A 19080-nucleotide genomic window follows, 5' to 3' on the forward strand; every position below is an offset into this window, starting at 1 on the left:
ATGTTGAGAATGACCCCACTTGCATCAGCAATCGTAGCGTTATTGATCGGCATTGAAGCTTATGCAGCTGAAGAAACCTTTGATACCCATTTCATGATAGGTGGAATGAAAGACCAGCAGGTTTCAAATATTCGTCTTGAAGATAATCAGCCCTTGCCGGGGCCGTATGACATCGATATTTATGTCAATAAGCAATGGCGTGGGAAATATGAGATCATTGTTAAAGACAACCCGCAAGAAACATGTTTATCAAGGGAAATGATCAAGCGGTTAGGCATTAATACCGATAGCTTTGCCAGCGGTAAGCAATGTTTAACATTTAAGCAACTTATTCAGGGCGGGAGCTATACCTGGGATATCGGAGTTTTTCGTCTCGATTTCAGTGTCCCGCAGGCCTGGGTGGAAGATCTGGAAAGTGGCTATGTTCCACCAGAAAACTGGGAGCGGGGTATTAATGCGTTTTATACCTCTTATTATGTGAGTCAGTATTACAGCGATTATAAAGCGTCCGGTAATAGCAAGAGTACATATGTACGTTTTAACAGCGGGTTAAATTTACAGGGGTGGCAACTGCATTCTGATGCCAGTTTCAGTAAAACAAATAACAATCCAGGGGTGTGGAAAAGCAATACCCTGTATCTGGAACGTGGATTTGCCCAACTTCTCGGCACGCTTCGTGTGGGTGATATGTACACATCAAGCGATATTTTTGATTCTGTTCGCTTCAGCGGTGTGCGGTTGTTTCGTGATATGCAGATGTTGCCTAACTCGAAACAAAATTTTACGCCACGGGTGCAGGGGATTGCTCAGAGTAACGCGCTGGTAACTATTGAACAGAATGGTTTTGTGGTTTATCAGAAAGAGGTTCCTCCTGGCCCGTTTGCGATTACAGATTTGCAGTTGGCCGGAGGTGGAGCAGATCTTGATGTCAGCGTGAAAGAGGCGGACGGTTCGGTAACCACCTATCTGGTGCCTTATGCAGCAGTGCCGAATATGCTGCAACCCGGCGTGTCGAAATATGATTTTGCGGCAGGTCGTAGCCATATTGAAGGGGCGAGCAAACAAAGTGATTTTGTTCAGGCGGGTTATCAGTATGGTTTTAATAACTTATTGACGCTGTATGGCGGATCGATGGTCGCGAATAATTATTACGCGTTCACTTTGGGGACTGGCTGGAATACACGCATTGGTGCCATTTCCGTCGATGCCACGAAGTCGCATAGTATACAAGACAACGGCGATGTGTTTGACGGGCAAAGTTATCAAATTGCCTACAACAAATTTGTGAGCCAAACGTCGACACGTTTTGGTCTGGCGGCCTGGCGTTATTCGTCGCGTGATTACCGGACATTTAATGATCACGTATGGGCAAACAATAAAGATAATTATCGCCGTGATGAAAACGATATCTATGACATTGCCGATTATTACCAGAACGATTTTGGCCGTAAAAATAGCTTTTCTGCCAATATGAGTCAGTCATTGCCAGAAGGCTGGGGTTCTGTGTCCTTAAGTACGTTATGGCGAGATTACTGGGGGCGTAGCGGCAGCAGTAAGGATTATCAGTTGAGTTATTCCAACAACCTGCGAAGGATAAGCTATACCCTCGCGGCAAGCCATGCTTATGACGAGAATCATCATGAAGAGAAACGTTTTAATATTTTTATATCGATTCCCTTTGATTGGGGTGATGACGTTACGACGCCTCGTCGGCAAATATATATGTCTAACTCAACGACGTTTGATGATCAGGGGGTTGCCTCAAATAATACGGGATTATCAGGAACCGTTGGAAGCCGGGATCAGTTTAACTATGGGGTCAACCTGAGTTATCAGTATCAGGGAAATGAAACGACAGCTGGGGCGAATTTAACCTGGAACGCGCCGGTTGCGACAGTGAATGGCAGTTATAGTCAGTCGAGTGCTTATCGACAGGCTGGAGCCAGTGTTTCAGGGGGCATTGTCGCCTGGTCGGGTGGCGTTAATCTGGCAAACCGTCTTTCTGAAACGTTTGCTGTGATGAATGCGCCAGGAATTAAAGATGCTTATGTCAATGGGCAAAAATATCGCACAACAAACCGTAATGGAGTGGTGGTATACGACGGAATGACACCTTATCGGGAAAATTACCTGATGTTGGATGTGTCACAAAGCGATAGCGAAGCAGAATTACGTGGCAACCGGAAAATTGCCGCCCCTTATCGCGGCGCGGTTGTACTGGTTAATTTTGATACCGATCAGCGCAAGCCATGGTTTATAAAAGCGTTAAGAGCGGATGGGCAACCATTAACGTTTGGTTATGAAGTCAATGATATCCATGGTCATAATATTGGTGTTGTCGGCCAGGGAAGCCAGTTATTTATTCGCACCAATGAAGTACCGCCATCGGTTAATGTGGCAATTGATAAGCAACAAGGGCTTTCATGCACAATCACCTTCGGTAAAGAGATTGATGAAAGTAGAAATTATATTTGCCAGTAATAGTCAGGTGGTTCTATGGAAATTCGCATAATGCTATTTATAGTAATGATGATGGTTATGCCTGTGAGCTATGCGGCATGTTATAGTGAGTTATCTGTTCAGCACAATTTGGTTGTTCAGGGGGGTTTTGCACTTACTCAAACACAAATGGCGACATATGAGCATAATTTTAATGATTCGTCATGCGTGAGTACAAATACTATCACACCTATGAGCCCGTCGGATATTATTGTTGGACTTTATAACGATACCATTAAATTAAATTTACATTTTGAATGGACCAATAAAAACAACATTACGTTGTCAAATAATCAGACCAGTTTCACCAGTGGTTATTCGGTGACGGTGACACCTGCGGCCAGTAATGCAAAAGTGAATGTTTCTGCGGGGGGCGGTGGTTCAGTGATGATTAATGGAGTTGCGACATTATCCAGTGCTTCATCATCGACACGCGGGAGTGCCGCAGTACAATTTCTACTGTGTTTATTAGGTGGTAAGTCATGGGATGCATGTGTAAATAGCTACAGAAATGCATTGGCACAAAATGCAGGTGTCTATTCCTTTAATCTGACATTGTCATACAACCCGATAACCACAACCTGCAAACCGGACGATTTATTAATTACGTTAGAGAGTATTCCCGTTTCACAATTACCAGCCATAGGTAACAAAACAACAATAAATAGTAAAAAAGGGGATATTATGCTGCGTTGTAAAAATTTATTAGGTCAACAAAATCAAACATCACGGAAAATGCAGGTGTATTTATCAAGTTCTGACTTGTTAACCAACAGCAACACGATCCTGAAAGGTGCGGAAGATAATGGCGTAGGATTTATTCTTGAAAGTAATGGTACGCCAGTCACACTTTTAAATATCACTAACAGCAGTAAAGGATATACAAATTTAAAAGAAATTGCGGCAAAGTCAAAACTTACAGATACAACGGTTTCAATTCCGATAACGGCCAGTTACTACGTCTACGATACAAACAAAGTTAAATCTGGCGCACTGGAGGCAACCGCATTAATCAACGTGAAATACGACTAATAACAAGCAAGACGAGCAAGTGGCTAATAATAAAAATATTAAGGTGTCTGCATTCCCCCCTCTCTCCGAGGGGGCTTTTTTTTAGCGATGATAAAAAATCTCACCGTCGTAGGCTTTAATGATTTTACCGTCGGTGTCGCTGATCAACACGTACGCGCCACCCATATAGGTCCAGTGCGTCCCGGCATCAGGCGCGGGCAGGTTACGTAACTGCCACTGCTTAATGTTGTACTCATCGGTGCGGTACATCTCTGGGACGGTGTCACCTGGTTTGAAATGCTTAAAGTCAGCAATGAAACTGCTTAACTCATACTTAGAAATTCCCGAGGTATTGGTCGAACCCGCGGTGGCTGGTGCGGCCCAGGCGGCACTGGTAACCAGCAAAAGCGCACCCAGCAACATCTTATTTTTAATGGTCATAAACTCTCCACTTTGGGGATCTGTAATATCAGTCGCATATCTTTCCTGCCATACAATATAACTGACAAGCGATATTTTGTTAGTGATCCCATGATTTCGTAAAAAGTGTAAATGAAAGGATGCCCTAAAAGCATCCTTAGCGAGCAGAGAGTCAGCGGAAATAGCTGATTTAAGAATCATCCTGGGCTGAAGATAACATGCAAGCCTAAAGGATTGAGTTATCGCATTATGCCCATGAAGCCATGTACGCCCATATACACACCAACTAAGCCAATCAACAGACTGGAAAAATAGGGAGCGCGTTTAGCGAGAGTGTTAAATCCGCTCCAGCGTTTTGCGACCTGCTGAACGCTGATTGCTGCGCCAACGCCTACGGTGACAAGCGTTAACGCCAGGCCGAGGCTGAAACTGACGACCAGTGTTGCGCCCAGTGTCAGGGCTTTCAACTGAATGCAAATCAACAGCACGGTAATTGCTGCCGGGCAGGGGATAAGGCCACCGGTTAAGCCAAATAGCAAAATTTGCCAGTTGGTGACCTCTCTACCATCAAAGCGTCGTTTAATGTCATTGGCATGGGCTCGTGCATGGGCATCCTGATACTCGCCATGTTCGTGATGGTGATGATGTCCATGGTCGTGGTGATCTTCGTGATCGTGGTGATGATGCTCATGATCATGTTCGTGCATATTCTCCAGCCAGTTGCGTTCGCCGCGCCAGGTACGCCAGAACATCCAGAACGCGGTGCTAATAATGATCACTGCGGAAATCAACTGGAGCCACGGTTCTGCTGATTGAGCAGTAAAGCGTTTGCTGATCACCATCCCGCCAAAGGCAATTAACCAGACCACTGCGGTATGCGAAATAGTTGCTGCCAGTCCGAGCATCACCGCCTGTTTAATGGTGCCTTTGATGGCGATGATAAACGCCGCCATCATCGTTTTTGAGTGCCCCGGTTCCAGGCCATGAAGCGCACCAAGTAAGATGGCGCTGGGGATGAAGAACCAGGCGTTTCCTTGCTGAAGAAGTGTTGTAAATTCGGTCATGATAATAATTCTTAGTATTAATTCGGCAATCTGATTCTACTCCCCCCCAGTACCTGATACTACCCCCCAGTAGATTAATAGTGCTATGATTTTTCATATTCTTGTTAACCAGGTGTTGCCATGTCTCATACAATCCGTGATAAACAGAAACTGAAAGCGCGTGCCAGTAAGATTCAGGGCCAGGTCGTGGCGCTCAAGAAAATGCTCGACGAACCGCATGAATGCGCTGCAGTTTTACAACAGATTGCTGCTATCCGTGGCGCGGTAAACGGTCTGATGCGGGAAGTGATTAAAGGTCATCTGACGGAACACATCGTTCACCAGGGGGATGAGCTAAAACGAGAAGAAGATCTGGATGTCGTTCTGAAGGTGCTGGATTCTTATATCAAATAATTTATTAACGCGATTGTAAAACTGCCGTTTTTCCCCGTTTACAACGCGTGCGCTGGACATTACCATCCTCCTCTGCGATTTATTATCGCAACCAAACGACTCGGGGTGCCCTTCTTTGTGAAGGCTGAGAAATACCCGTATCACCTGATCTGGATAATGCCAGCGTAGGGAAGTCACGGACCACCAGGTCATTGCTTCTTCACGTTATGGCAGGAGCAAACTATGCAAGTCGACCTGCTGAGTTCAGCGCAATCTGCGCACGCGTTACACCTTTTTCACCAACATTCCCCTCTTGTGCACTGCATGACCAACGATGTGGTGCAAACTTTTACTGCCAATACCTTGCTGGCGCTCGGCGCATCGCCAGCGATGGTTATCGAAACCGAAGAGGCCAGTCAGTTTGCGGCTATCGCCAGTGCCTTGTTGATTAACGTTGGCACGCTGACGCAGCCACGAGCGCAAGCGATGAGTGCTGCCGTTGAGCAAGCAACACGATCACAAACGCCCTGGACGCTTGATCCGGTTGCGGTTGGTGCGCTCGATTATCGCCGCCGTTTTTGTGTGGAACTTCTGTCCCATAAGCCAACCGCCATACGTGGTAATGCTTCGGAAATCATGGCATTAGCTGGCGTTGCTAATGGTGGACGGGGAGTGGATACCACTGATGCCGCAGCTAACGCGATACCCGCTGCACAAACACTGGCACGGGAAACTGGCGCAATCGTCGTGGTCACTGGCGAGGTGGATTATGTTACCGATGGACATCGTATCATTGGCATTCACGGTGGCGATCCGTTAATGACCAAAGTGGTAGGAACTGGCTGTGCACTATCGGCGGTTGTCGCTGCCTGTTGTGCGCTACCAGGCGATACGCTGGAAAATATCGCATCTGCCTGTCACTGGATGAAACAAGCCGGAGAACGCGCAGTTGCCAGAAGCGAGGGGCCAGGCAGTTTTGTTCCACATTTCCTTGATGCGCTCTGGCAATTGGCGCAGGAGGTGCAGGCATGAAACGAATTAACGCTCTGACGATTGCCGGTACTGATCCGAGTGGTGGTGCGGGGATTCAGGCCGATCTTAAAACCTTCTCGGCACTTGGCGCTTATGGTTGCTCAGTTATTACTGCACTAGTGGCGCAAAATACCCGTGGCGTACAGTCGGTGTATCGCATTGAGCCTGATTTTGTCGCCGCCCAGCTCGATTCGGTGTTCAGCGATGTGCGAATCGACACCACTAAAATCGGTATGTTGGCGGAAACCGATATTGTTGAAGCGGTGGCAGAACGGTTGCAACGTTATCAGATCCAAAACGTGGTACTCGACACCGTTATGCTGGCAAAAAGCGGCGACCCGCTGCTTTCACCTTCGGCGGTTGCTACGCTGTGCAGTCGATTATTGCCACAGGTTTCATTAATAACGCCAAACTTGCCCGAAGCAGCCGCCTTGCTCGACGCGCCACACGCGCGCACCGAACAGGAAATGCTGGAACAAGGGCGCTCGCTGTTGGCGATGGGCTGTGGCGCAGTGCTAATGAAAGGTGGTCATCTTGATGATGAGCAAAGCCCGGACTGGCTGTTTACCCGCGAGGGTGAACAACGGTTTACCGCACAGCGCATTATGACCAAAAACACTCACGGCACTGGTTGTACGCTCTCTGCGGCGTTGGCTGCACTGCGCCCGCGCCATACAAACTGGACTGACACCGTACAGGAGGCAAAAAGCTGGCTTTCATCGGCATTAGCCCAGGCCGACACGCTGGAAGTTGGTCACGGTATTGGTCCGGTTCACCACTTCCACGCCTGGTGGTGAGCACCGTACTATAGCTGCTTTGGTTATTGTCAGCCTTTGGTGCTGACATTCAGGGATGAAACCAATGCAGTTGAGAATCACCAGTCGAAAAAAATTCACCGTTTTATTATGCGCTCTTGGGCTAATTTCCATCGTTGCAATTTATCCGCGTCAGACGGTGAATTTTTTCTATTCGACAGCAATTCAGATTAAAGACTACATTCACTTCTACGGTTATCGCCCGGTTAAATCTTTCGCTATTCGCATTCCTGCCAGTTACACCATTCACGGAATAGATGTTTCGCGCTGGCAGGAGCGGATCGACTGGCAGCGGGTGGCAAAAATGCGCGATAACGGTATTCGCTTACAATTTGCCTTTATTAAGGCGACGGAAGGCGAAAAGCTGGTGGACCCCTATTTTTCGCGTAACTGGCAACTAAGCCGCGAAAATGGCCTGCTGCGCGGGGCGTATCATTATTTCTCCCCGTCAGTATCCGCTTCAGTTCAGGCGCGATTATTTCTGCAAACGGTGGATTTCTCACAAGGCGATTTCCCTGCGGTACTGGACGTAGAAGAACGGGGAAAATTATCGGCAAAAGAATTACGCAAGCGGGTAAGTCAGTGGCTAAAAATGGTCGAAAAACGTACGGAAAAAAAGCCAATTATTTACTCAGGAGCCGTTTTTTATCACACGAATCTGGCGGGCTATTTCAATGAATATCCGTGGTGGGTGGCTCACTACTATCAACGTCGTCCGGACAATGACGGCATGGCCTGGCGCTTCTGGCAGCATTCCGACCGTGGACAGGTCGATGGCATTAATGGTCCGGTGGATTTTAATGTGTTTAATGGCACGGTGGAGGAGTTGCAGGGATTCGTTGATGGGATTAAAGAAACGCCTTAAATATGAAGCAGTGATATACTCCCACCAGATTCCCCGGCAGGAAAAAGACAAATGGAACAAGCGCATACCCAGCTGATTGCCCAACTGAACGAGCGTATTTTAGCGGCGGATAACACGCCGCTTTATATTAAGTTTGCCGAAACGGTAAAAAATGCCGTGCGCAGCGGGGTGCTGGAGCATGGCAATATTTTGCCCGGTGAGCGTGATTTAAGTCAGTTAACCGGCGTTTCGCGCATTACGGTGCGCAAGGCGATGCAGGCGCTGGAAGAAGAGGGCGTGGTGACGCGTTCGCGTGGTTACGGCACGCAGATCAACAACATCTTCGAATACTCGCTGAAAGAAGCGCGGGGGTTTTCTCAGCAGGTGGTATTGCGCGGGAAAAAGCCCGATACGTTATGGGTTAACAAGCGTGTCGTGAAATGTCCCGAAGAAGTCGCGCAGCAGCTGGCGGTCGAAGCGGGAAGTGATGTCTTTTTGCTTAAGCGTATTCGCTATGTCGATGAAGAGGCGGTATCGATTGAGGAATCGTGGGTTCCGGCACATTTAATTCATGATGTTGATGCCATCGGGATTTCTCTTTATGACTACTTCCGCAGCCAGCACATTTACCCACAACGTACGCGTTCCCGCGTTAGCGCCCGGATGCCGGATGCCGAGTTTCAGTCACATATTCAGTTAGATAGCAAAATACCGGTGCTGGTGATCAAGCAAGTGGCGCTTGACCAACAGCAACGGCCTATTGAGTACAGCATCAGCCACTGTCGCAGCGATCTATACGTTTTTGTGTGCGAGGAGTAGTTCCTCGCGCGTTGGCGCACAATCACCGCCCCGATGCCCGACAACCCACGACGCCACTGCATTGCCCAGTAATACGGCATCCGCCAGTGGCAGACCAGAGGCCAGCCCGGCAAGTACGCCGCCGGCATGACTGTCGCCCGCCCCAATGGTGTCTACAACTTGCGTTGGAAATGCCGGAATGCAGCCAGAAGCGTCGTTGCTGAAATACCATACGCCTTCTTTATCGAGGCGAACGATCAACGGCGCGGCAAATTTCTCCTGCCATTGCTTGCCAAGTGTTGTTATCTCTGCGGATAAAGCAAAACGTTCGGCGGCAATCTCAGCCTCTTGACGATTGAGTGACACTAAAGGTCGACAGGCCATGATCCGCGCCAGTAATGCATCCGGGATATCGCCAATACGTGGGCCAAAATCGATAAACGGCGTCACGTCTTGTAGCTTTTCCAGCCATTCCACTAACAATTCGCCGCAGGGCGAGGCCAGTTGATAACCGGAAAAATAGAGCAGGCTGCCAGGCGCAACGGTTAATCGCGCCAGCCACTGGCGATTCCATTGATTTTCCACACCGCTGAATGACATAAAAGTGCGTTCGCCATCCGGCTCAACCAGCGCCAGACACCAGCCGTTATCACCTTCGGCGTTATCGATCAGGCTGATTAAGTCCTCTTTTGCCATGCGGTTGCGAATAATCTCCGCCCACACCCCCTGACCGAGCGGCAAGGCATTACCCGCTTCGATGCCGAGGCGCTTTAATGCCACGGCAATATTCAGGGCGCAGCCGCCAACGTTAACGCTCTGCTGTTTCAGTTCGATATCGCACCCACGCCAGGGGAGGGCATAAGCGTCGGCGATCACATCAATGACCGCCGCGCCGACGACCATCACCGGCTGACGCGTGGCTAATTCAGGCAGCAGCGTGTGTAATCGAGCGCCGCTCATATCGCCTCCCGTTGTTGGCGATACTTCGCCAGCGCCGTGGCATAGCGGTTGAAATCAAGCTGATTTACTGCATCCAGTTCCGCCTTTAACGCAGGATCGATAGCGTTAACGCCATGCAACGCGCCGCAAATTGCCGTCGCCATAGCACCGATGGTGTCTGTGTCGCCGCCAAGGTTAGCGCACAGGACGGCGCAACGGTTCGGGTCGGTTTGTGCCAGTTCAACCAGCGCAATGGCGCACGGAACGGACTCAATAGTACTGGTACCTGCGCCAACGACCTGGTAAAGCTGTTCGCTGGCGGATTCGGTGCCGTCAGCATTGCGCACAATTTTCAGCGCAATCTCCAGACGTGCTGCCAGTGAGGCGCTGAAGGTAGTGATGCGTTTTTGTTGAGCATGTCGCGCAATTGAAGGCAGTGAATCAACAATCGCTGACCAGCTTTCTCCGTCAATGGCACGAGAAATCGCCCATGCGATGACTACCGCCCCCGCAACCGCCAGATCGGATTTATGGGTCGGGCTGGAGGCCAGCGCCACATCATCAATAAAAGAGTCAATATCGCGCGCCGGAAGCAAACAACCTAATGGCGAGACGCGCATCGCTGCGCCGTTGGTCACGCCGTTATTTTCCAGTTCAGCAACGGGTTTACCGTCGCGAATGGCGTTAAGTGCAATCTTCGAGGTCGGACCTAGTACGTTTTTGTTAAAGGCGTCGAAACGCAGCGCCCAGTCGAGAATATTACGCCCAATCAGATCCGGATCGATCTTGCCTTCACGTTCCAGTAACGCATCCGCCAGACACAGCGCCATCGAGGTATCGTCGGTGAATTCGGCGCGGTTAAAATAACAGGCTGCGTTATTCTCCTTTGGCCCAGGCAGAAAACGGTCAATCCAGCCAAAGTGTGCTTTGACGCGACTGCGCGGCCAAAGCTCGGAGGGCATCCCCATCGCATCCCCTAACGCCTGCCCATAAAGAGCACCGAGAATACGTTCTGTTTTCATTTAACTTCCCCTTGTGTCAACGCAATATCGCGATCATCGACCTTGATAGCCGTAATTTCGTTGTCGGATTCGCGGAAAAAAATCATGAACAGCACGGCGATAATGGCAATCATCACCGCGCCGAAAGTCCACATCCCGGCCCAGTTGAAAGTCAGTCCGTTTACCGGTTCCTGATAAGCGAACATCTTTTCCATCATCACACCGCCAAGACGATAGCCGAGCAAACTGCCGAAGCCCTGGCAGCAGAGCGTGATCAGCCCCTGCGCGGCGGTACGCATATGCACGGGAGCTTTTTTATCGACATAGATGTAAGCGGTAACGTAGTAAAAATCGTAACTTACGCCGTGCAGCAAAATACCGAGGAACAGTAACGCGTAGGTGAAATATTCATCCGCACTACCGTAAATAAAGAAGCCATAGCGGATCGCAGCGGTGACCAGACCAAGCAACAATACCTTTTTGATACCAAAGCGTTTAGTGAAAAACGGCAATGCCAGCATAAAGAAGATTTCAGAGAACTGGCCGAGCGTCATCCAGCCAGTGGCGTTTTTCATGCCAACTTCGGTCAGATAACCGTTGGCAAAGATGTAATAGAACGCCAGTGGCATCGCAAACAGGAATGAACAGAAGAAAAAGACGAGGAAGTCCTTATCGCGCAGCAGGATCAGCGCATCCAGGCCGAGCATGACTTTAATATCCATTTTGCCGGTGCTTTTGGGTGGCGTGTCTGGCAGGAAAAACGCAAACACACCAAGCAGAGCAGAACTTCCGGCGGTAATCAGCAGCGGGATGTTCGTCGGTGAGATATCGGCATACCCCAGCATTTGCGGCAAGAAACCACATGCCAGACCAGAGGCAATCCAGCCGATAGTGCCCATCACACGAATGCGCGGGAAATCACGCTCCACATCCGGCACGTTGGCAAAAGCGATACTGTTAGTCAGCGCAATGGTCGGCATATAGGTTAGTGAGTAGGCCAGCAGTAACGGGAAGAACCCGGCAAAAGTGGTCTGTTGCGCAGCGAAATACATCAGCACCGCACCAGCGAACATCAATACCGCCAGCACTTTTTGCGCCGAGAAAAAGCGGTCAGTGATGGAGCCAACCAGAATCGGCGACAGGATCGCCGCAATGGCGGTACAGGCATACGACCAGCCAATTTCTCCGGCACTAAAACCGCTTTTACTTAACCACAACCACAATGGCACAAACCACGCGCCCCAGATAAACCATTCAACAAACATCATGAACGACAGCTTTGCTGTTGTTTTCATCTTTTAATTCCTTCATGACAGGTAATGTAAGGTACGCGATGACAATACCACTTAGTAATACCTTTTAAATACCTTTGCGGTGAAAACTTGACCGCGGTAACATTTTTTCTGATGAATCGAGCCAACAGAAAACGCTGAAAAAACATCCAAAAGATGGAAAAACTCGCCCGTAACGACCAGGATTATGATTGCCCGCAAAAGGCGGGCCAGGACAATCCATAGCCGATATCCAATCGGAATTTACGGGAGCATAGTAATGACAGATATTGCGCAGTTGCTTGGCAAAGACGCCGACAACCTTTTACAGCACCGTTGTATGACTATTCCTTCTGACCAGCTTTATCTCCCCGGACATGACTACGTAGACCGCGTGATGATTGACAATAATCGCCCGCCAGCGGTGTTACGTAATATGCAGACGTTGTACAACACCGGGCGTCTGGCTGGCACAGGATATCTTTCTATTCTGCCGGTTGACCAGGGCGTTGAGCACTCTGCCGGAGCTTCATTTGCCGCTAACCCGCTCTACTTTGACCCGAAAAACATTGTTGAACTGGCGATCGAAGCGGGCTGTAACTGTGTGGCGTCAACTTACGGCGTGCTGGCATCGGTATCGCGGCGTTACGCGCATCGCATTCCATTCCTCGTCAAACTTAATCACAACGAGACGCTAAGTTACCCGAATACCTACGATCAAACGCTGTATGCCAGCGTGGAGCAGGCGTTCAATATGGGCGCGGTGGCGGTTGGTGCGACTATCTATTTTGGCTCGGAAGAGTCACGTCGCCAGATTGAAGAAATTTCTGCGGCTTTTGAACGTGCGCACGAGCTGGGCATGGTGACAGTGCTGTGGGCCTATTTGCGTAACTCCGCCTTTAAGAAAGATGGCGTTGATTACCATGTTTCCGCCGACCTGACTGGTCAGGCGAACCATCTGGCGGCAACCATAGGTGCAGATATCGTCAAACAAAAAATGGCGGAAAATAACGGCGGCTATAAAGCGATTAATTACGGTTATACCGACGATCGAGTCTACAGCAAACTGACCAGTGAAAACCCGATTGACCTGGTGCGTTATCAGTTAGCTAACTGCTATATGGGCCGGGCCGGGTTGATAAACTCCGGCGGTGCTGCAGGCGGTGAAACTGACCTCAGCGATGCAGTGCGTACTGCGGTTATCAACAAACGCGCAGGCGGAATGGGGCTGATTCTTGGACGTAAGGCGTTCAAGAAATCGATGGCTGACGGCGTGAAACTGATTAACGCCGTGCAGGACGTTTATCTCGATAGCAAAATTACTATCGCCTGATGCGCCTCATACGAACAGCACCACCCCGTAGGACGGAAAAGGCGTTAACGCCACATCCGGCATAAAACCACGCGTACTTTGTTACGGCTTCCCCCGGGAGGCCGTTTTTTTTGCCTGTCATTCTGATTAATTTTCACATTGTCGTTTTTGTGATCGTTATCTCGACATTTGAAAACAAATAATTTCATTATGTTTTGAAATCGAAAACAAACGACAGGATATGAAAATGTACGTGGTATCGACAAAGCAGATGCTGAACAACGCACAGCGCGGCGGTTATGCGGTTCCGGCATTCAATATTCACAATCTCGAAACGATGCAAGTGGTGGTGGAAACCGCTGCCAGCATGCATGCGCCGGTCATCATCGCCGGAACGCCCGGCACATTTACTCATGCCGGTACAGAAAATCTGATGGCGCTGGTCAGCGCGATGGCGAAGCAATATCACCATCCACTGGTGATTCATCTCGACCATCACACGAAATTTGACGATATCGCTCAGAAGGTTCGTTCTGGCGTGCGCTCAGTCATGATTGACGCCTCGCATTTGCCTTTTGCGCAAAATATTTCACGGGTCAAAGAGGTGGTGGATTTTTGCCATCGCTTTGATGTCAGCGTCGAAGCGGAGCTGGGGCAACTTGGCGGCCAGGAAGATGATGTGCAAGTCAATGAAGCCGATGCTTTTTATACCAACCCCGTTCAGGCGCGTGAATTTGCCGAGGCAACCGGGATTGATTCCCTGGCGGTCGCCATCGGCACGGCTCACGGTATGTATGCCAGAGCACCGGCGCTTGATTTTTCTCGACTGGAGAACATTCGCCAGTGGGTGAATTTACCGCTGGTGCTGCATGGCGCGTCAGGATTATCGACTAAGGATATTCAGCAAACCATCAAACTGGGGATATGCAAAATCAACGTTGCAACAGAGCTAAAAAATGCCTTCTCGCAGGCGTTAAAAAATTACCTGACCGAGCACCCCGAAGCGACCGATCCCCGTGATTATTTGCAGTCGGCTAAATCTGCAATGCGCGATGTGGTGAGCAAAGTGATTGCCGATTGTGGCTGCGAGGGCAGGGCATAACGCACCTGCCATTTAACAAGGAAAAAACATGAAAACGTTAATTGCCCGGCATAAAGCTGGTGAACATATTGGCATATGTTCAGTCTGTTCTGCACATCCGTTGGTTATCGAAGCGGCGCTGGCATTTGATCGCAACAGCACGCGTAAAGTGCTGATTGAAGCAACGTCAAACCAGGTCAATCAATTTGGCGGTTATACCGGAATGACACCGGCAGACTTTCGCGAATTTGTTTTTGCGATTGCCGATAAAGTCGGATTTGCTCGTGAGCGTATTATTCTCGGCGGCGACCATCTGGGACCAAACTGCTGGCAGCAAGAAAATGCGGATGCGGCGATGGAAAAATCCGTCGAGCTGGTAAAGGCATATGTTCGTGCCGGCTTCAGTAAAATTCATCTTGATGCGTCAATGTCCTGCGCTGACGATTCCATACCGTTAGCGCCAGAAACGGTTGCTGAACGTGCCGCTGTGCTTTGTCTGGCGGCGGAAAGTGTGGCGACTGATTGCCAGCGTGAGCAACTGAACTATGTCATTGGCACCGAAGTTCCGGTTCCGGGCGGTGAGGCCAGCGCCATTCAGTCAGTACACATCACCCAGGTTGAAGATGCCGCCAATACTTTACGCACGCATCAAAAGGCCTTTATTGCCCGTGGTCTGGCAGAGGCGTTAACACGCGTGATTGCCATCGTGGTGCAGCCGGGTGTGGAATTTGACCATAGCAATATTATTCATTATCAGGCGCAAGAAGCTCAGGCGTTGGCGCAATGGATAGAAAAAACCAAAATGGTTTATGAAGCGCATTCCACCGATTACCAGACTCAGACGGCCTATCGGGAATTAGTTCGCGATCATTTTGCAATTTTGAAAGTCGGTCCGGCATTAACCTTTGCGTTACGCGAGGCGATATTTGCGCTGGCACAAATTGAGCAGGAACTCATCGCTCCAGAAAATCGTAGCCGTTGTCTGGCGGTGATTGAAGAAGTGATGCTCGACGAACCGCAATACTGGAAAAAATATTATCGCACGGGTTTTAACGATTCATTGCTGGATATTCGTTACAGCCTGTCGGATCGTATTCGTTATTACTGGCCGCATAGCCGGATTAAAAATAGCGTCGAAACGATGATGGTGAATCTGGAAGGCGTGGACATCCCACTGGGCATGATTAGTCAGTATCTTCCGAAACAATTTGAACGCATTCAGTCCGGGGAATTATCAGCAATACCGCATCAGCTTATTATGGATAAAATTTATGATGTTTTGCGCGCCTATCGCTACGGCTGTGCGGAATAAGGACGGTATATGACTAACCTGTTTGTTCGTAGCGGAATTTCTTTTGTCGATCGTAGCGAAGTTTTAACCCATATCGGTAATGAGATGCTCGCGAAAGGTGTGGTTCATGATACCTGGCCACAGGCATTAATTGCCAGAGAAGCAGAATTCCCTACCGGGATAATGCTTGAGCAGCACGCCATTGCAATACCGCATTGTGAGGCGATTCATGCTAAGTCGTCAGCCATTTATCTGTTAAGGCCAACAAATAAAGTTCATTTTCAGCAAGCGGATGATGATAACGACGTGGCGGTATCGTTGGTTATTGCGTTGATTGTGGAAAATCCGCAGCAGCAATTGAAACTTTTACGCTGTTTATTTGGCAAGTTACAACAGCCTGATATCGTCGAGACACTAATCACTCTTCCTGAAACCCAGTTAAAGGAATACTTCACAAAGTATGTTTTAGATTCAGACGAATAAATCCCTCTGTAACAATAAAAAGGACTATTTATGAAACGCAAAATTATTGTCGCTTGCGGAGGCGCGGTTGCGACCTCTACGATGGCGGCGGAAGAAATTAAAGAGTTGTGTCAGAGTCATAATATTCCTGTTGAATTAATCCAGTGTCGGGTTAATGAAATAGAAACCTATATGGATGGCGTGCATTTGATATGCACCACTGCCAGGGTGGATCGTAGTTTTGGCGATATTCCGTTAGTTCACGGCATGCCTTTTGTTTCTGGTGTCGGTATCGAAGCATTACAAAATAAAATTCTGACTATCTTACAGGGGTGACCTATGTTTTCAGAAGTCATGCGTTATATTCTCGACCTCGGCCCTACGGTGATGCTGCCGATTGTCATCATTATTTTTTCTAAAATATTAGGCATGAAGGCAGGCGATTGCTTTAAAGCGGGTCTGCATATCGGGATTGGCTTTGTTGGCATTGGCCTTGTGATTGGCTTAATGCTGGATTCCATTGGTCCGGCGGCGAAAGCGATGGCGGAAAATTTCGACCTGAATCTGCATGTGGTCGATGTCGGCTGGCCGGGCTCTTCACCCATGACCTGGGCGTCGCAAATTGCGCTGGTGGCGATTCCGATTGCGATTCTGGTTAACGTGGCGATGTTACTGACCCGTATGACGCGGGTGGTAAATGTTGATATCTGGAATATCTGGCATATGACCTTCACCGGCGCGTTGCTGCATCTGGCAACCGGTTCATGGATGATAGGGATGGCGGGTGTGGTTATTCACGCGGCGTTTGTTTATAAACTCGGCGACTGGTTTGCCCGCGATACCCGAAATTTCTTTGAGCTGGAAGGCATTGCTATTCCGCACGGTACATCGGCGTATCTGGGGCCGATAGCGGTGCTGGTGGATGCTATCATCGAGAAAATCCCAGGGGTTAACCGTATTAAATTTAGTGCCGACGATATCCAGCGCAAATTTGGTCCTTTTGGCGAGCCCGTCACCGTGGGTTTTGTGATGGGACTGATTATCGGCATCCTCGCGGGTTACGATGTCAAAGGTGTATTGCAGCTGGCGGTAAAAACGGCGGCAGTTATGCTGCTGATGCCACGGGTGATTAAACCCATCATGGATGGTTTAACGCCCATCGCTAAGCAGGCCCGTAGTCGTTTACAGGCGAAGTTCGGCGGTCAGGAGTTCCTGATTGGCCTTGATCCGGCGTTGCTGCTGGGACATACGGCGGTGGTATCGGCAAGCCTGATTTTTATTCCACTCACCATTTTAATTGCTGTTTGTGTGCCGGGTAATCAGGTGCTGCCGTTTGGCGACCTTGCCACCATCGGCTTCTTTGTGGCGATGGCGGTCGCGGTGCATCGTGGAAATCTGTTCCGCACCTTAATTTCGGGTGTCATCATTATGAGCATCACCCTGTGGATCGCGACGCAAACTATTGGTTTGCACACCCAACTGGCGGCTAATGCGGGCGCGTTAAAAGCCGGGGGTATGGTGGCTTCAATGGATCAGGGCGGTTCTCCCATTACCTGGTTACTGATTCAGGTTTTCTCCCCGCAAAATATTCCCGGTTTCATTGTTATCGGCGCAATTTATCTTACCGGTATTTTCATGACCTGGCGTAGAGCGCGTGGCTTTATTAAACAAGAGAAAGCCGTTCTCGCAGAATAATTTTTACCTGAGGGGGAGGTTATCCCCCTTAACAATCAGGAGTTTTTATGAAATCAGTGGTGAATGATACTGATGGTATCGTGCGCGTAGCAGAAAGCGTCATTCCTGAAATTAAACATCAGGATGAGGTGCGGGTAAAAATTGCCAGCTCGGGCTTATGTGGTTCCGATTTACCCAGGATATTTAAAAATGGTGCACATTATTATCCAATAACGTTGGGCCATGAATTTAGCGGCTATATTGATGCGGTGGGATCCGGTGTTGATGATTTACACCCCGGCGATGCGGTTGCCTGTGTGCCGTTATTACCCTGTTTTACTTGTCCAGAGTGTCTGAAAGGGTTTTATTCCCAGTGCGCAAAATATGATTTTATTGGCTCACGGCGTGATGGTGGATTTGCCGAATATATTGTCGTTAAGCGAAACAATGTCTTTGCACTACCTGCGGATATGCCTATTGAGGATGGCGCTTTTATTGAACCGATTACCGTTGGCCTGCATGCGTTCCATTTAGCGCAAGGATGTGAGAATAAAAACGTTATTATTATTGGTGCCGGAACCATTGGCCTGCTGGCAATTCAGTGCGCTGTCGCGCTGGGAGCAAAGAGTGTGACGGCTATCGACATTAGCTCAGAAAAACTGGCACTGGCAAAATCTTTCGGTGCGATGCAAACATTTAACAGCCGTGAAATGAGCGCGCCGCAAATACAGGGCGTTTTACGCGATCTGCGCTTTAATCAGCTTATCCTCGAGACGGCTGGCGTCCCGCAAACCGTCGAACTGGCGGTAGAGATTGCCGGTCCTCATGCCCAACTGGCGCTGGTAGGCACGTTGCATCAGGATCTGCATTTAACATCTGCAACGTTTGGCAAAATATTGCGTAAAGAGCTGACGGTTATCGGCAGTTGGATGAACTACTCCAGCCCTTGGCCGGGGCAGGAGTGGGAAACGGCGAGCCGGTTGCTGACAGAACGTAAGTTAAGCCTGGAGCCATTAATCGCTCACCGTGGAAGCTTTGAAAGCTTCGCCCAGGCGGTGCGTGACATCGCTCGTAATGCCATGCCGGGCAAAGTGTTGCTCATTCCCTGAAACCGCGGGCCAGCGTGATGCAGGCCCGGTATTGTGCAAAACAGATCATTCACCAATGGTCCCCCTTCGTTTACACTAGCCACAA

General features: G+C 49.3%; 19 protein-coding genes and 1 riboswitch. Of the genes, 14 read left to right on the top strand and 5 right to left on the bottom strand.

Annotation, left to right across the window (positions count from 1 at the left end; genetic code table 11):
- Together HBM92_RS08530 and HBM92_RS08535 are read left to right on the top strand one after the other, a co-directional pair.
- Positions 1 to 2481: a fimbrial biogenesis outer membrane usher protein gene (locus tag HBM92_RS08530; protein WP_000945376.1), complete on the top strand. Its 2481-nt coding sequence runs from the start codon at positions 1 to 3 to the stop codon at positions 2479 to 2481.
- Between the two features lie 15 nt (positions 2482 to 2496).
- A complete protein-coding gene (locus tag HBM92_RS08535) occupies positions 2497 to 3531 on the top strand; it encodes a putative fimbrial-like adhesin protein (protein WP_000405737.1) in 1035 nt (344 codons plus the stop codon).
- A gap of 81 nt (positions 3532 to 3612) precedes the next feature.
- Here HBM92_RS08535 and rcnB read toward each other — a convergent pair whose 3' ends face one another.
- Both rcnB and rcnA read right to left on the bottom strand, forming a co-directional pair.
- Positions 3613 to 3951 (bottom strand): Ni(II)/Co(II) efflux transporter accessory subunit RcnB, encoded by a 339-nt coding sequence (rcnB, locus tag HBM92_RS08540; protein ID WP_000153067.1) that lies wholly within the window; start codon positions 3949 to 3951, stop codon positions 3613 to 3615.
- A 218-nt stretch (positions 3952 to 4169) separates the two neighbouring features.
- The gene (gene rcnA / locus HBM92_RS08545) at positions 4170 to 4994 is read right to left on the bottom strand and encodes a nickel/cobalt efflux protein RcnA (protein ID WP_000134614.1); all 825 of its coding nucleotides are present in this window, start codon (positions 4992 to 4994) and stop codon (positions 4170 to 4172) included.
- Positions 4995 to 5114: 120 nt separating this feature from the next.
- Between rcnA and rcnR the strand changes: the two genes are divergently transcribed.
- From rcnR to HBM92_RS08570, 5 genes are all read left to right on the top strand, one after another.
- Positions 5115 to 5387: a Ni(II)/Co(II)-binding transcriptional repressor RcnR gene (gene rcnR, locus HBM92_RS08550; protein WP_000019944.1), complete on the top strand. Its 273-nt coding sequence runs from the start codon at positions 5115 to 5117 to the stop codon at positions 5385 to 5387.
- A gap of 91 nt (positions 5388 to 5478) precedes the next feature.
- A riboswitch (TPP riboswitch) is annotated at positions 5479 to 5575 on the top strand.
- A gap of 34 nt (positions 5576 to 5609) precedes the next feature.
- Positions 5610 to 6398, top strand: a complete 789-nt coding sequence (thiM, locus tag HBM92_RS08555; RefSeq protein WP_001195613.1) for a hydroxyethylthiazole kinase — start codon at positions 5610 to 5612, stop codon at positions 6396 to 6398.
- Complete coding sequence (gene thiD, locus HBM92_RS08560; protein WP_000822260.1) at positions 6395 to 7195, top strand: bifunctional hydroxymethylpyrimidine kinase/phosphomethylpyrimidine kinase; 801 nt, start codon at positions 6395 to 6397, stop codon at positions 7193 to 7195. Before thiM ends, thiD begins: the two co-directional genes overlap by 4 nt.
- Positions 7196 to 7259: 64 nt before the next feature.
- Positions 7260 to 8078, top strand: a complete 819-nt coding sequence (locus tag HBM92_RS08565) for a glycoside hydrolase family 25 protein (RefSeq protein WP_001546226.1) — start codon at positions 7260 to 7262, stop codon at positions 8076 to 8078.
- A gap of 51 nt (positions 8079 to 8129) precedes the next feature.
- Positions 8130 to 8876: a GntR family transcriptional regulator gene (locus HBM92_RS08570; RefSeq protein ID WP_000434038.1), complete on the top strand. Its 747-nt coding sequence runs from the start codon at positions 8130 to 8132 to the stop codon at positions 8874 to 8876.
- On the opposite strand, the gene HBM92_RS08575 is transcribed toward HBM92_RS08570, so the two are convergent.
- The 3 genes from HBM92_RS08575 to HBM92_RS08585 are packed head-to-tail and all read right to left on the bottom strand — an operon-like array spanning position 8850 to position 12090.
- Positions 8850 to 9815, bottom strand: a complete 966-nt coding sequence (locus tag HBM92_RS08575) for a carbohydrate kinase family protein (protein ID WP_000011937.1) — start codon at positions 9813 to 9815, stop codon at positions 8850 to 8852. The genes HBM92_RS08570 and HBM92_RS08575 overlap by 27 nt on opposite strands.
- Positions 9812 to 10816, bottom strand: a complete 1005-nt coding sequence (locus HBM92_RS08580; RefSeq protein WP_000846208.1) for an ADP-ribosylglycohydrolase family protein — start codon at positions 10814 to 10816, stop codon at positions 9812 to 9814. Before HBM92_RS08580 ends, HBM92_RS08575 begins: the two co-directional genes overlap by 4 nt.
- Entirely contained in the window at positions 10813 to 12090 is a 1278-nt protein-coding gene (locus HBM92_RS08585) for a nucleoside permease (protein WP_000858515.1), read from the bottom strand. The genes HBM92_RS08580 and HBM92_RS08585 overlap by 4 nt, the downstream gene beginning before the upstream one ends.
- Before the next feature lie 256 nt (positions 12091 to 12346).
- Here HBM92_RS08585 and fbaB point away from each other — a divergent pair, with 256 nt between their 5' ends.
- The 7 genes from fbaB (at position 12347) to gatD (ending at position 18995) form a co-directional block, all read left to right on the top strand.
- Entirely contained in the window at positions 12347 to 13399 is a 1053-nt protein-coding gene (fbaB, locus tag HBM92_RS08590) for a class I fructose-bisphosphate aldolase (protein WP_000129551.1), read from the top strand.
- 226 nt (positions 13400 to 13625) lie between these two features.
- Positions 13626 to 14480, top strand: coding sequence for a tagatose-bisphosphate aldolase subunit GatY (gene gatY / locus HBM92_RS08595; RefSeq protein WP_000289805.1), 855 nt, complete (start codon positions 13626 to 13628; stop codon positions 14478 to 14480).
- A gap of 28 nt (positions 14481 to 14508) precedes the next feature.
- Entirely contained in the window at positions 14509 to 15771 is a 1263-nt protein-coding gene (gatZ, locus tag HBM92_RS08600; protein WP_000853835.1) for a tagatose-bisphosphate aldolase subunit GatZ, read from the top strand.
- A 9-nt stretch (positions 15772 to 15780) separates the two neighbouring features.
- A complete protein-coding gene (gatA, locus tag HBM92_RS08605) occupies positions 15781 to 16233 on the top strand; it encodes a PTS galactitol transporter subunit IIA (protein WP_000182899.1) in 453 nt (150 codons plus the stop codon).
- Positions 16234 to 16263: 30 nt separating this feature from the next.
- Positions 16264 to 16548 (top strand): PTS galactitol transporter subunit IIB, encoded by a 285-nt coding sequence (gatB, locus tag HBM92_RS08610; RefSeq protein WP_000823288.1) that lies wholly within the window; start codon positions 16264 to 16266, stop codon positions 16546 to 16548.
- Positions 16549 to 16551: 3 nt separating this feature from the next.
- Entirely contained in the window at positions 16552 to 17907 is a 1356-nt protein-coding gene (locus tag HBM92_RS08615) for a PTS galactitol transporter subunit IIC (protein WP_000490664.1), read from the top strand.
- A gap of 47 nt (positions 17908 to 17954) precedes the next feature.
- Positions 17955 to 18995: a galactitol-1-phosphate 5-dehydrogenase gene (gene gatD, locus HBM92_RS08620; RefSeq protein ID WP_000844230.1), complete on the top strand. Its 1041-nt coding sequence runs from the start codon at positions 17955 to 17957 to the stop codon at positions 18993 to 18995.
- Positions 18996 to 19080: the final 85 nt, after the last annotated feature.

This window comes from Escherichia sp. E.sYA108 (assembly GCF_011754335.1).
In the GTDB taxonomy this organism is placed as follows: Bacteria; Pseudomonadota; Gammaproteobacteria; order Enterobacterales; family Enterobacteriaceae; genus Escherichia; species Escherichia coli.